The organism is Streptosporangium sp. NPDC002607, assembly GCF_053592655.1.
This window is the reverse complement of record NZ_JBSFWD010000003.1, coordinates 73,417-86,457: the sequence shown is the minus strand read 5'-3', so window position 1 is coordinate 86,457 and position 13,041 is coordinate 73,417. Positions and strand designations below refer to the sequence as shown.

The 13,041-nt window shown below is 69.3% G+C and carries 9 protein-coding genes; 3 read left to right on the top strand and 6 right to left on the bottom strand.

All coding sequences use genetic code 11. The annotated features are described in order from the left end of the window. Positions 1–226 precede the first annotated feature (226 nt). Positions 227–844: a DUF4142 domain-containing protein gene (locus ACWD3H_RS04345; protein ID WP_355562793.1), complete on the top strand. Its 618-nt coding sequence runs from the start codon at positions 227–229 to the stop codon at positions 842–844. A gap of 86 nt (positions 845–930) precedes the next feature. Here the strand turns inward: ACWD3H_RS04345 and ACWD3H_RS04340 are convergent, their stop codons facing one another. The 6 genes from ACWD3H_RS04340 to ACWD3H_RS04315 form a co-directional block, all read right to left on the bottom strand. Continuing rightward, positions 931–2,496 carry a glycoside hydrolase family 43 protein gene (locus ACWD3H_RS04340; protein WP_451953986.1) on the bottom strand — a complete coding sequence of 522 codons (1,566 nt, stop codon included), beginning with the start codon at positions 2,494–2,496 and terminating at the stop codon, positions 931–933. Positions 2,497–2,640: 144 nt separating this feature from the next. Further along, the gene (locus tag ACWD3H_RS04335) at positions 2,641–5,598 is read right to left on the bottom strand and encodes an endo-1,4-beta-xylanase (RefSeq protein ID WP_451953985.1); all 2,958 of its coding nucleotides are present in this window, start codon (positions 5,596–5,598) and stop codon (positions 2,641–2,643) included. 141 nt (positions 5,599–5,739) lie between these two features. Continuing rightward, positions 5,740–7,161 carry a glycoside hydrolase family 5 protein gene (locus ACWD3H_RS04330; RefSeq protein WP_451953984.1) on the bottom strand — a complete coding sequence of 474 codons (1,422 nt, stop codon included), beginning with the start codon at positions 7,159–7,161 and terminating at the stop codon, positions 5,740–5,742. A gap of 49 nt (positions 7,162–7,210) precedes the next feature. Beyond that, positions 7,211–8,035, bottom strand: coding sequence for a carbohydrate ABC transporter permease (locus ACWD3H_RS04325; RefSeq protein WP_451953983.1), 825 nt, complete (start codon positions 8,033–8,035; stop codon positions 7,211–7,213). Continuing rightward, positions 8,032–9,006, bottom strand: a complete 975-nt coding sequence (locus ACWD3H_RS04320) for a carbohydrate ABC transporter permease (RefSeq protein ID WP_451954147.1) — start codon at positions 9,004–9,006, stop codon at positions 8,032–8,034. Before ACWD3H_RS04320 ends, ACWD3H_RS04325 begins: the two co-directional genes overlap by 4 nt. An 82-nt stretch (positions 9,007–9,088) precedes the next feature. Beyond that, positions 9,089–10,384, bottom strand: a complete 1,296-nt coding sequence (locus ACWD3H_RS04315) for an extracellular solute-binding protein (RefSeq protein ID WP_451953982.1) — start codon at positions 10,382–10,384, stop codon at positions 9,089–9,091. Between the two features lie 178 nt (positions 10,385–10,562). On the opposite strand from ACWD3H_RS04315, the gene ACWD3H_RS04310 reads away from it, so the two are divergent. Together ACWD3H_RS04310 and ACWD3H_RS04305 are read left to right on the top strand one after the other, a co-directional pair. Next, the gene (locus ACWD3H_RS04310; protein ID WP_350928793.1) at positions 10,563–11,576 is read left to right on the top strand and encodes a LacI family DNA-binding transcriptional regulator; all 1,014 of its coding nucleotides are present in this window, start codon (positions 10,563–10,565) and stop codon (positions 11,574–11,576) included. A gap of 178 nt (positions 11,577–11,754) precedes the next feature. Further along, on the top strand, positions 11,755–13,026 hold the full coding sequence (locus ACWD3H_RS04305; RefSeq protein ID WP_451953981.1) for a glycoside hydrolase family 30 protein: 1,272 nt from the start codon (positions 11,755–11,757) through the stop codon (positions 13,024–13,026). The last annotated feature ends 15 nt before the right edge of the window (positions 13,027–13,041 follow it).

Genomic DNA, 13,041 nt, shown 5'->3' with positions numbered 1-13,041 from the left:
CCAGGGACGTGTCGCGGGGCGCCGCCTCTTCGAAGACGTCGATCACGTGGACCGTGCCGACCATGTCGACCTGGAGGACCTTCCTAGCGGGCGCGGCTACGTACCCAATAGGACCGCATGTGTCCTTTTGTCAGGATTTACCATTTGTGACGCTATATCGCCAGATATACGCGCATATGAGAGGGAGGTGCTATTTCCGACCGTGGATTGATCAACGGAGGATCCGATGGTTCGAAAGATGATCATCCTGGTGGCGGTCACCGTGGCCGCGATGGGCGGTACGGCCGGTGCCGTCGTCTCCCCCTCCCCCCAGGCCCTCACCCAGCAGGACAGGGACTTCCTCGTCCAGGCGCACCAGTCCAACCTGACCGAGATCGAGTCGAGCAAGACCGCCCGGGAGAAGACCGCCGGCCAGCAGGACCGGGAGGTCACCAGGACCGTCCGCAAGCTGGCGAAGACTTTCATCAAGGACCACAAGAAACTCGACAAGGCCGTCCGCCGGGTGGCCGATCGGCTCGGCGTCAAGCTTCCCGACACGCCCAACACGGAGCAGCGCAAGCAGCTCGACCAGCTGTCTGCCCTGAGCGGCGCGGAGTTCGACAGGGCCTGGATCAGCGCGGAGCTCAACGGCCACCACGAGACCCTCGCCGCCGTGGAGCAGGAAATCGAGAACGGTTCCTCACCCGAGGTGAAGAAGCTCGCCACCGAGGCCAAGCCCATCGTGCAGGAGCACATAGACCTGCTGCTCAAGGCCGAGAGGGCCTCCACTCCCAGCCCCTCGGAAAGTGCCGGCCCTTCGGAAAGCCCGAGCCTCTCGGAAAGCCCCAGCCCCTCGGAGAGCTGAGGCGAGCACCGCGGCACTCTGGGGCGGCTCCCCGCTCGAAGACTCCCACGACACCGAGCCTTGCCCAGGTGGCCACGGAACGACGGTCACGAAGGCAGCGGCAGGTACTCGAACCAGTCGAAGGCGGCCGTGTTGCTGCTCGGGTGGCCGTTGGAGGTGGCGTACAGACCGATCATGGCACCGGTGAAGCCTCCGGCCATGGTGGAGCTGAGGATCCGGCCGTCCACCGGATCTCCGAGATCGATCCACTCGCCGGGCCGTACCGCGTAGCGGGCCTGGTAGTCCTGGCCGTGCGCCTCCACGCCGAGCCAGAGCGGTCCGGCCGGCCCGGCCGGGATGTCGGCGCGGGCCAGGCGGGTGTCCACCCCCTCGGCCCTGCGGGTGAGTTCCAGACCGCGCGCGGTGAGGGTGAGCGCGATGTGGAAGTCGTCGTTCTGGAGCAGGACGAGCCCGGCGCGCTCCTCCCCCTCCGGGCGGAACTCCATCACCGTGTGGGCCGCGAAGGCGATGTGCCGCTGCCGCCGGGCGACCAGGCTGGGCGCGGCCCGCTCGCACACGGTCTGCGGGAGCGCGCGGAGGGTGAGCCGGCTGTCGGCCAGACTCCAGTACGGCTCCCTGGGCGTGCGCAGGTGGTTCCAGTCCGGCGCCAGGCGTCCGGCGTCGAAGTGGTCACAGGCGGGGACGGCGGGCCAGCGGCGAACCGGCGTCGAGGGGGCCGGCATCCGCGGCTCGACCTGGTCGAACACCGGCCAGTCGTCCTCCCAGCGCACCCTGGTCAGGAAGGTCTCGCGGCCCAGGTTGTAGCCGCGGAAGGCGCGGGCGGCGGCCGTCGTGGGCGGGTCGTCGGGAAGACCGCCGTAGGGGCGGGTGGCGAGCAGCACCGACCACCACTCGCCCTGCGCGTTCTGGACCAGGTCGGGGTGGCCGACGCTGGTGATGGGGTGGCGCAACCCGAGGTGGCGGTGGGTGAGGACGGGGTTGCGCGGGTTGCCCTGGTAGGGGCCGGTGATCCGCTCGGCCCTGGCGACCATGACCGCGTGGTCCTCGGCGGTTCCCCCCTCGGAGGTCAGCAGGTAGTAGTGGGCACCGATCCGGTAGATGTGCGGGCCCTCGGACCAGATGCCGCCGCGCTGCACCGGCTCCCAGATCACGTACTCCGCACCGACCGGCTTGAGCGTGGCGAGGTCGAGTTCGCGCAGCCAGATCTCGGTGTCACCGTCGTAGCGCCTGGCCGCCCTCTCCCGGCTGCCGGTCATCCAGGCGCGGCCGTCGTCGTCGAAGAAGAGCGAGGGATCGAAACCTCGGGTGTCGGGAAACCAGACCGGGTCGCTCCACGGCCCGGCCGGGTCGGTGGCGGTGACCAGGAAGTTGCCCGGCTCGTCCATCAGCGTCGTGATCATGTAGAAGACGCCGTCGTGGTACCGGAGAGTGGGGGCGTAGATGCCGCCGGACGGCCGTACGCCGTCCAGATCGAGCTGGGAGGGCCGGTCCAGCACGTGACCGAGCTGCCGCCAGTGCACGAGGTCTCGGCTGTGGAAGATCGGGACCCCGGGAAACCACTCGAAGGACGAGGTGACGAGGTAGTAGTCCGCGCCCACCCGGCATACCGAGGGATCGGGGTGGAAACCGGGGATGACGGGGTTGTCGTACACGGGTCCTCCGTTGGCATGTGCGGATCCTTCGTCCGCGCGACTTCCTGGCCGGGGTAGGCGGCCTCTTCCGGGAGGCCCGCGTACCCGGAGGGCGCCGGGCCCGCACGCTCCAACGGCGGGCGGGCCCGGCGGCCCGGGGCGGGCCTACTTGACGAGCTGGAGCACCCCCCACCTCGACGTGTCGACGTAGCCGCGCCCGGTCGGGTCGTTCCAGGTCGCGGCGGCCGCGCGGGTGGCGCCGACGGCGTCGTTGACCTGGATGTCGAAGCCGAGCAGGGCGTCCTTGGCCAGGGTGACCGTGGGCAGCCTGATCGCCGCCTCGATCACGTAGCCGCCGGGGACGCGGGTGGCCGCGCCGGTCAGGTTCTCCTTGACCGCGAAGGCGTCGAAGGTGCCGCCGACGGTCTGCCTGCCGGTGAAGCTGATCCGGTACTGGCCGTCGTCATCGTCGTAGCCCTTGGTCTTGTTGTTCTGCGGGTCCACGAAGATCTCGACGGAGTCCTGCTCCCAGGCGTTGGGCGACTCCTCGCTGAGCTCGGGGTCGGTGACGCGGGCCAGCACGTAGAGGGTGCCGGAGTTCCACATCGCCCGTACCTTGGCGGTCGCCCCCGAGGTGCCCTGGATCCGGGTGCCGGTGGTTATCTCCGGCGCCTGGTTCCACGCGGCGTCCACGATGCCGTCCACCACCGGGGTCCTCTTCGGCGCGCGGGTCGTCCTGATCGCCGGGATGGGGGTCAGCTCACCCGCCCAAGAGATCTGCTGACCGCCCGCGTCGGCCACGACGACCTTGACGCCGGTGGCCGTCCCCGAGGGGAGCAGCGCCTCCACCCGGTAGCCGGTGGCGGTCTTCTTGGTGTGCGCCCTGAAACCGTGGGCGTGCGTGCCACCTCGCTGGATCCGGTACGGCGTGCCGCCCACGGTGAGGGTGACCGTGTCGTTCTTGTTGTCGGTCGGATCGTTGACCTCGGCCAGTACGTACAGGCCGGCGGGTGTGGTGCGCGCCTGCCAGCCGGCGGACAGGTTGCCGATCCTGGCGATGGGGGCGTCGGGCAGCAGGTTCCACTCGTCGTCCCGCTTGCCGTCCACCGTGACCGTGCCCGCGGGCGCGTTCAGGCTCCGGGTCAGCGGGGGCAGCCTGCCGGGGTCGGCGATGCCCCAGTACGCGGGCTTGGCCTGGAGCTCGTCGTCGAACGGCAGTGGCGGGTTGGTCCGGGTGATCGGGAAGGACGACAGCCAGGTCGCGTCGTCGGCGACGCCCCAGATCGTCACCGACGACAGGTGGTCCGCCTGCCGCCGGAAGACGTCGAAGATCTCCCGGTACCGGTGGCCCTGCAGGGCCAGGATCTCGGCGGGCACCGTGTCGTAGGAGGTCACGAAGTCGGTGTAGACGCTCACGTCCAGCTCGGTGACCTGCTGTTCGACGCCGAGTCCGGCGAACTTCTCGATCGTGTCCTCGATGAACGAGGTGGGCGGCTGCTCGACGTTGACGTGCAGCTGGTGACCGACCGCGTCGATCGGGACGCCCTCGGCGCGCAGCTTCTTGACCAGGTCGTAGAGCGCCTGCCGCTTGCGCGGGAACTCGGTGTTGTAGTCGTTGATGACGAGCGTCGCGTCCGGGTCCACCTCGCGGGCCACCCGGAAGGCGGTCCTGATGTAGTCGAGGCCGGCGATCTCGAACCATGGGGAGCGGCGCAGCCCGTCCGGCCGGTTCTCGTCGATGACCTCGTTGACCACGTCCCAGGTGCCGATCCTGCCCTTGTAGCGGCCCATCACGGCGCGGATGTGGTTCTCCATCCGCTGGAGCAGGATCTCCTTGGTGGCGCCCTCGAACACCCAGCCGGGGGTCTGGCTGTACCACACCAGGGTGTGACCGCGGAACTCCAGGCCGTTGGTGGTCGCCCAGTCGACCAGGTAGTCGCCGTCGGCGAAGGTGAAGTCGCCCTCGGCGGGCTCGGTGGCGTCCCATTTGAGGCTGTTGCCGGGGGTGACGCTCTGGTAGTGCTTGGTGATCAGCTTGGCGTGCTCGCCCAGGGTGGCGCCCCGGTAGAAGGCCGCGCCGACGGTGAACGGCAATCTGTCCTTCAGCGAGGGAATGTCGGTCTGGATGGGCTTGGGTTCGACATGGGCCAGCTGGAAGTCGTCGATGGCGAACGGCTCCGTCCCCGCGGCCGACTCGATGTAGACGCTCAGGAAGTCCACGTCGTGGGCCAGGGTGTAGGTGCCCGCGAGCCTGGTCCACTCGCCGGCGGCCAATGCCCTGGGCGCGGCCACCCGCTCGTAGGCGGGGGTGCCGTCCAGCCTCCGTTCGACGGACAGGCCCAGGCTCTGGGCGCTGTCGGTGCGCACCCACACCGACAGGTCGTACTTCGATCCCTTGGCCATCTTGCCGAGGACGGTCCGTGCGGGACCGTCCCAGGAGGCCTGCCGGTTCGTCACGCCCAGGCCGTAGGCCCCGGTGTGCGCGAAGCCCTCTCCCGGGGTCAGGGTGGCGCCGCCACGCGCGGTCCACTCCTGCGCGGTGCCGGTCTCGAAGTCGCTGGTCAGGCCGGACCGGGTGGGGTCGGTGTCGGCGGTGACCACGATGTCGTCGAGCTGGAAGGCGACGGTCTCACCCGAGCTCTCCGCGTACAGCGACAGGGCCGAGTCGGCCGCGTAGGTGTAGGTGCCGGACAGCCGGACCCACTCGGAGTCGGTGACGGTGGCCGCCGCGACCCGCTCGTAGACCGTCGTGCCACCTGCCGGGGTGCGCTGCATGGTGAGCGCGACCGTCGAGGACGGCTGACCGGCGACGGCCCGCGCCCACGCGGTCACCTGGTAGCCGATGCCCTTCTCGAAGGGCGGGGTCACGGCCGCTCCGTGCCAGGTCGCACTGCGGCCGGTGGTGAGCAGGGACCGGGTTCCGCCGTGTGCGGAGTCCGTGGTCGCGGTGACCGAGACCCCGGAGCCCCGGGGTTCCCAGCCCTGCGTGCCGGACTCGAAGTCGTAGGTGGCGATGGTGGCGGCGGCCGCGTGCGCGGCGGGGACGGTTGACGCGCCTGCCAGGAATGACAGTGCGAGGGACAACAGGGCCAGGACCGCTGTTCGCGGCCGGGGGGTGCGCATCTCTCCTGGGCTCCTCGGTCAGGTAGGAGTGGGGTGCCGGTGGGACAGCGGGATCTGCCGGGCGTCGCCGCGCGGGTCCTCAGGCGCCACCACCGTACGGCTCCGTCAAGCATCGCCGTACGGGGTCGCCGTGCGGTTTCCTCAGACGTCGCCGCCCGGGTTCTCACCCTGCCGGTTCTCACCTCGCGGGTTCTCGGCGAGCAGGTTCTCGGCGAGCAGGTCGAGCAGCGGCTGCCGCCGGACGCAGCGGGTGAGCGCGAAGGAGTCGGCGAGGGCGGTCAGTTCCTCGTCGGAGCAGCCTCGCAGCAGTTCGGCGTACTCGGGGACCAGGGCCTGCGCGATGAGGATGTGCCGGATCAGGTCGTCGGTCTGGTAGCGGGCACCCCACGGGTAGGGGTTCCAGGAGGGGAACTCGGTCTCCATCAGCCGGTGCAGCGGCGCCAGCTCACTCGCCGACTCCTCCATCGTCGAGCCCCACCGGTCCGCGCCCAGCCGTCCCTTCTTGGCGATGAAGTCACCGAACCGGCTCATGTACGGTTCACCCGCGCTGACCAGGCCCTGCAGCCCGACGTCCTTGTAGGTCCACAGCGACCAGCCGGCCTGGTGGGAGTCGAAGATCTCCAACTGGTCGCGGAGGATCTGGTAGCGCTGCCGGTCGATCTCCGCGTCGCCGGTGTAGACGGGGCCGAACTCGCCGACCCACAGGGGGGTGCCCGTCTCACGCTGGAAGACGGTCCGCCGCTCGAAGGATTTCTCCAGCTGGGCCCGGTCCACCCACTCGCCGCGGGTGTGGCCGGGGTAGGGGCCGCCGTGTGCGAAGCCGGCCAGGGCGTAGTCGTGGCAGACGAATACCGTGTTCTCGTACACCTCGCGGAAGATCGAGAAATCGGTGGAGTAGGTGTTGCCGTCCAGGAACAGCACGTGTCCGGGGTCGACGGCGCGGACCGCCTTGACCAGGCGGTCGTAGAAGGGGCCGACCACCTGCCCGCTGGAGTCGCCGGGCTCGTTGATCGGGTTGTAGCCGGCCACCCACGGGTTGTCCCGGTAGCGGTCGGCCACGGCCTCCCACAGGTGAACGACGCGGTCCTGGAAGTGCCGGTGCTGCCAGAAGGCGGCTATATGCGTGGGATTGTCGGAGTGCCAGTGCTGGTTCTGCGCGCCGGGCAGGGCGTGCAGGTCGATGACGCTGTAGATGCCGCGCTCGGCGAGCAGGCCGATCACCCGGTCGAGTTGGCGGAAGCCCTGCTCGATGATCTCGAAGGGGCGGTCGTCGGACTCCAGGTGGCGGTAGTTGATCGGGATCCGGACGCAGTTGACGCCCAGACCGGCGAGGAGCGAGGCGTCGTCCGCGCCGAAGAACGAGGTGAGCAGGCGGTCGAAGAACAGCTCGGCCCGGTCGTCGCCGAGCACCTCCCGGACCGCGGCGCGCATCGTGGCCTCGTTGGCCGGATATCCGGTGATGAAGTTCTCCATGTTCAGCCAGCCCCCGAGGCCTACTCCGCGCAGCCGTACCGGGGTGCCGGCCGAATCGACGAGACGGGATCCGGCGACACTCAGGGTCATGTTTCTCACTCTCCACAACGGTCGTTCGACACAGCGATGAGGTCCCGGCTCAGCCCTTGGTGGCGCCCGCGGTGAGGCCGCTGATCAGCTGGCGCTCGGCGACCGCGTAGAAGGCCAGGGCCGGGACCATGGAGACGATGACGTAGGCCAGGATCTTGGCCGTGTCCGCCGCGTACTCCCCCTGGAACTGCTGGACGCCCAGTGGCAGCGTCCACAGGTTCGGGTCGTTGAAGACCACCAGCGGGAGGAAGAAGTTGTTCCAGCTCGCCACGATCGCCAGGACCGAGACGGTGGCCAGGGCGGGCCTGGCCATCGGCAGCAGCACCCGCCAGAAGAACCCGAAGGGGGTGCAGCCGTCGAGGGTGGCGGCCTCCTCGACCTCGTTGGGGATGGACCGGAAGAAGGTGCGCAGGATGATGATCGTCAGCGGCAGCCCGAACGCGGCCTGCGGCAGGATCACCCCGAGCGGGTTGTCCAGCAGGCCGAAGGTGCGCAGCAGGATGAACAGCGGCAGGATCGCCACCGCGAACGGGAACATCAGCCCGATGGCGAACAGCGTGAACAGGAACTCGCGGCCGCGGAAGGCGAATCGGGCGAAGGCGAAGGCCGCCATCGCCGACAGGACCACGACCAGCACGGTGGTCGCCACCGCGATGAACAGGCTGTTGAGGAGCTGGCGCCAGAACGCGCCGGTGGTGATCACGTCGGTGTAGTTCTCGGTGACCCATGGGGAGGGCAGGCCGAGCGGGTTCTCCGACAGCTGGGCAGTGGTCTTGAAACCACCGAACAGGCCGTACAGGAAGGGGACGACGATGAAGACCGCCGCCACCCAGACGATCACGTGGATCGGGGCCGTCCGGAGCCGGGTGATCATCGGTGGTCTCCCATCGTGGTGCTGGCCCCCTCCAGGTCCCGGCGCAGCACGAACCGCTGGTAGCCGAGGGCGAAGACGAGGCTGATCAGGAACATGGCGACGCTGATCGCGCTGGAGTAACCGATCTGGGTCCGTTTGAAACCGTATTCGAACATGCTGACGGCCATGGTCTCCGAGGCGTGCGAGGGGCCGCCGCCGGTGAGGATCCAGACCAGGTCGAAGAGCTGGATCGTGCCGATGACGGACAGGAACACGCTGACCCTGATGGTGGGGCCGAGCAGCGGCAGGGTGACGTGCCGGAACACCTTCCAGCCACCGGCGCCGTCGATCCTGGCCGCCTCGTGCAACTCCTTGGGGATGCCCTGCAGACCGGCCAGATAGATGATCATGTGGAATCCGAAGTACTTCCAGGTGATCACCAGGAAGATCGAGAACAGCACGGTGTCCGGCTCCGACAGCCAGCTCCACGGCTCCAGCCCCCATGAGGTCAGCAGCCGGTTGGCCAGACCCGCCTCGGGCGAGAGGATCAGCGAGAACAGCACGCCGGTGATCGCCTCGGAGAGCATGTAGGGCGCGAAGAACAGCAGCCGGTAGAGGGCACGCCCCCGGATCCGCTGGTTCAGCAGCACCGCCAGGCCCAGCGAGAGCGGCAGCTGCACCACCAGGGAGAGCACGACCAGGATGCCGCCGTTTTGCAGGTCGCCGATGAAGATGTCGCTGTTCAGCAGCCGGGTGAAGTTGTCCAGACCGATGAAGTCGCTCGGCGGCCCGATGCCGTTCCACTTGTGCAGGCTGGTGTAGCCGGCGACCAGGATCGGCGCCAGCACCAGCAGGGTGAACAGGACCAGGGCGGGGAGCACGAACAGGATCGCGGTGACCCAGCCCCTTCGCGCGCGCCCGCCGCCGCGCCGCCTCCGCCCCTCGGCGGGCTTTCCCACGGCAGGGGCCGGACGTGCGTCCGGCCCGGTCATCGTCGTCACCGACCTCGTCCCTTCACCGTGCTCACCGTCGGTTTCCTGGCCTCGATCGGCTCTGTCACCTTCATCCGGACGGCTACTCCGACTCCGACTTCGCCGTCTCGGTGATGACCTTGACGACCTCCTCCGGCGTCTTCCTGCCCGCGATCAGTTCGGCCACGGCGTCGTTGACCTCCTGGCCGACGGCCGGCGGGTACGCCTGGTCGAGGTAGAGCTGGAAGCCGGTCGCGGCCGACAGCGCGTCGGAGACCACCTTGATGTTGGGGTCGGTGACGGCCGACTCCTCGCCCTTGAGCACCGGCAGCACGCCTCCCGCGGCGACCGCCTTGGAGTGGTTCTCCTGCTTGAGCGCGAACTTCAGGAAGTCCAGCGCGGCGGGCGGAGCGTTGACGCCCACGGCCAGGCCGCCGCCGCCGCCGAACGCGTCGCCCGCGGAGCCCTTGCCCCCGTCCACGGACGGGAAGGCGAAGAACCCGAGGTCGTCCCCGAGGCCCTTGCCGGAGTCCTTCTGCACGGACGGCGCCCACTGACCCATCAGTTCCATGGCGGCCTTGCCGTTGCTCACGGTCGCGGCCTGTCCGTCGGGGGTGGAGTAGTCGGCGTTGAGGAAGCCCTTCTGGAACGGCTGCAGGTCGACGAGTTCCTTAAGCCGCTGCCCGGCGGCGACGAAGTCGGGGCCGGTGAAGTCGTTGGTGGTGCCGGCCTGGCTGAGCGCGTCCAGACCCGCCACCCGCATGGCCAGGTAGGCCCAGTAGTAGTGGCCCGGCCACTTGGCCTTGCCGGCGAGGGCTATCGGGGTGGTCCCGGTCGCCTTGATCTTCTTCACCGCGTCCAGGAACTCGGTCCAGGTGGCGGGCGGGGTGGAGATGCCGGCCTTGGTGAAGATCGACTTGTTGTACCAGAAGCCGACCATGCCGATGTCGGTGGGCAGCCCGTAGGTCTTCCCGTCGAACTGGTAGGCGGCCAGCGAGGCCGGGGTGAAGCCGCCGAGGATGTCACCGGCCTCCGCCGACAGGTCCTTCACCAGGCCCGCCTCGATGTGCTGCTTCAGGACACCGCCACCCCAGGTGGAGTAGAGGTCGGGCGCCTTCCCCGACTGGGTGAGGGTGGCGAGCTTCGGCTTGTAGGAGTCGTTCTCGATGCCGACGTTCTTGATCGTCACATTCGGGTGTGCCGCCTGGTACTCCTTGATGAGGTCAGCCCAGAAGGACTTGAGCGGTTCGGCCGTCGCCAGGTTCCAGAACTCGAAGGTGACCTTCTCCGAGCCGGCGCTCGCGCCCGGTTTCGACCCGTTGTCGTCTCCGCTCGTGCCGCAGGCTCCAAGAAGCACCATCGATGCCGCCAGCGCCACCACGCCTCGCCGACTCAGCATGGGGTTCCCCTTTCGGGAGTGGGTCTGAAAAATTTCATAGGTTCCCCGAATATTTCGTGACCCGGAGGATAGGTAAACTGTCGGTTACGCGTCAATAGCCGCCGTGGTAGCGAGCTCGAACAGCGACGGAGACGGCCCCCTTACGGGTCTCCGAAAGTTTTCGGTTAGTATTCGCCGCATGCCATCCAAGAGGCGGGTGACGATCGCCCTGATCGCCGAGGAGGCCGGGGTCTCCGCGCCCACGGTCTCGAAAGTCATCAACGGGCGGCCCGAGGTCGCCTCCGAGACCAGGCAGCGGATCGAGCGCCTGCTGCACAAGCACGGCTACATACGCAGGACCGGCCAGGGCGACGAGCCCGTCGGCCTGGTGGATCTGGTCTTCACCGAGATCGAGAGCCCGTGGGCGATGGAACTGGTGCGCGGCGTGGAGACCGCGGCCCGCGAGGTCGACGCCGGCGTGGTCGTCTCGGTACTGCACAGCCACGCGGGCCCGGGCAGGGACTGGGTGGAGCGGATCGCCACCCGGCGCACCGACGGGGCCATCCTGATCGGCTCGCGGATCAGCGCCGCCCAGCATGGCCAGCTGGCCGCCAGGTCCATCCCCTTCGTGGTGGTGGATCCGGAGGGCGAGCCGCCGCCGGGAGTCGCCTCGGTCGGCGCCACCAACTGGAACGGCGGCCTGGCCGCGACCCGTCACCTGCTGGAGCTGGGCCACCGCCGGATCGGGATGATCGGCGGCCCGGCCGGCATGCTGTGCAGCCGGGCCCGCATCGACGGCTACCGCGCCGCACTGGAGACCGCAGGGATCGCGGTGGACCCCTCGCTCATCGGGTACGGCGACTTCCTGGTCGGCTCGGGCCGCGACCTGGGCCACGCGCTGCTGTCGGCGGCGGACCCGCCCACCGCGATCTTCGCCGGCAGTGACATGCAGGCGTTCGGTGTCTTCGAGGCGGCCAGGCAGCGTGGCCTGCGGGTGCCGGAGGACCTGTCGGTGGTGGGCTTCGACGACCTGCCTTTGGCACGTTCCGCCTGGCCGCCGCTGACCACCGTGCGCCAGCCGCTCCAGGAGATGGCCGCGCTGGCCACCCGGATGGTGCTCGGCCTCGACCGCGGCGGGCACGAGCCCCGGCGGGTGGAGCTGGCCACCGACCTCGTGGTCCGCGACAGCACCGCCCGCCCTGACGGCTGTTGACTGCCACCCTCCGAAACATTTACGGTGATCGCCACGAAAAGTCTCGGTAATCTTGTGAAACTTTCGGAAAGCGGGTTCCCGCATGTCACGACGTCACAGGGCACTACTGACACCGATCCTCCTGCTCCCCCTTCTCGGACTTAGCCCCGCCATCAAGGAAAGCGCTTCCCCGATCCGGGTGGATCAGCACGGCGTTCTCCAGCGGATCGACGGCTTCGGCTTCTCCCAGGCCTTCCGGCGCAACGAACTGGTTCGCGCGCTGCCCGCCGCCAAGCAGCGGGAGATCCTCGACCTCTGGCTGAGCCCGGAGAAGGGCGCCGGGCTCAGCATCCTGCGCCTGGGAATCGGCTCCTCCCCGGCCGGCAGCCCGTACGACCTGATGACCTCCATCCAGCCCGAGGACCCCGGCGGCCCGGACGCGCCGCCGAAGTACCTCTGGGACGGCGAGGACGGCGGCCAGGTCTGGCTGGCCAAGGAGGCCAAACGCTACGGCGTGAGCCGTTTCTACGCCGACGCCTGGAGCGCCCCGGGCTACATGAAGGACAACGGCTCCGACAGCAACGGCGGCACCCTGCTCCCGGCGTGGCGGCAGGCATACGCCGACTACCTGGTCCAGTACGCGAGGTTCTACGCCCGTGAGGGCATCAAGATCACCGACCTCGGGTTCACCAACGAGCCCGACCTCACCGTCTCGTACGCCTCGATGCGCTTCACCCCGGGCCAGGCCGCCGAGTTCGTCAAGGTCCTCGGCCCCACGGCGGCCCGCGCCGGCCTCAAGGTGATCTGCTGCGACGCCGCCGGCTGGTCCGAGCAGCGCGAGTACACCCGCGCCATCGAGGCCGACCCCGCCGCGCGGCGGTGGGTCGCCACGCACGCCGGCCATCCCTACGTCAGCCCGGTGGACGGCCCGCTGCCCACCGGCCGGCCGGTCTGGATGTCGGAGTGGTCGCCCAACGGAAGCACCTGGAACGAGGCCTGGGACGACGGCAGCGGCTACGACGGCCTCGCGGTCGCCCAGCAGATCCACGACTCGCTCACCCTGGGCAAGGCGAACGGCTACGTCTTCTGGTTCGGCGCCTCGCGCGGTGCCACCCGGGGCCTGATCCAGATCGACGAGGCCGCCTCGACCTACCACGTCTCCAAGCGCCTGTGGGCACTGGCCGCCTACAGCCGCTTCATCCGGCCGGGCGCGGTCCGGCTCGCCGTCACGGCCGCCGACCCGGCGCTGAAGGTCACCGCCTTCCGCAACGCCGGGGGCTCGGAGGTCGTGGAGATCCTCAACACCGCCACCGTCCCCGTCTCCACCAGGATCACGACCCGGGCGGGCCGGGCCACCTCCTACCTGACCGACGGCGACCACTCACTCGCGGCCACGCCGCTCGCGGGTCTGCGGCCGGACCGGACCCTCACCCTTCCCCCGCGTTCCCTGACCACGGTCGTCGTACGTTGACGCGCCCGGTACCGG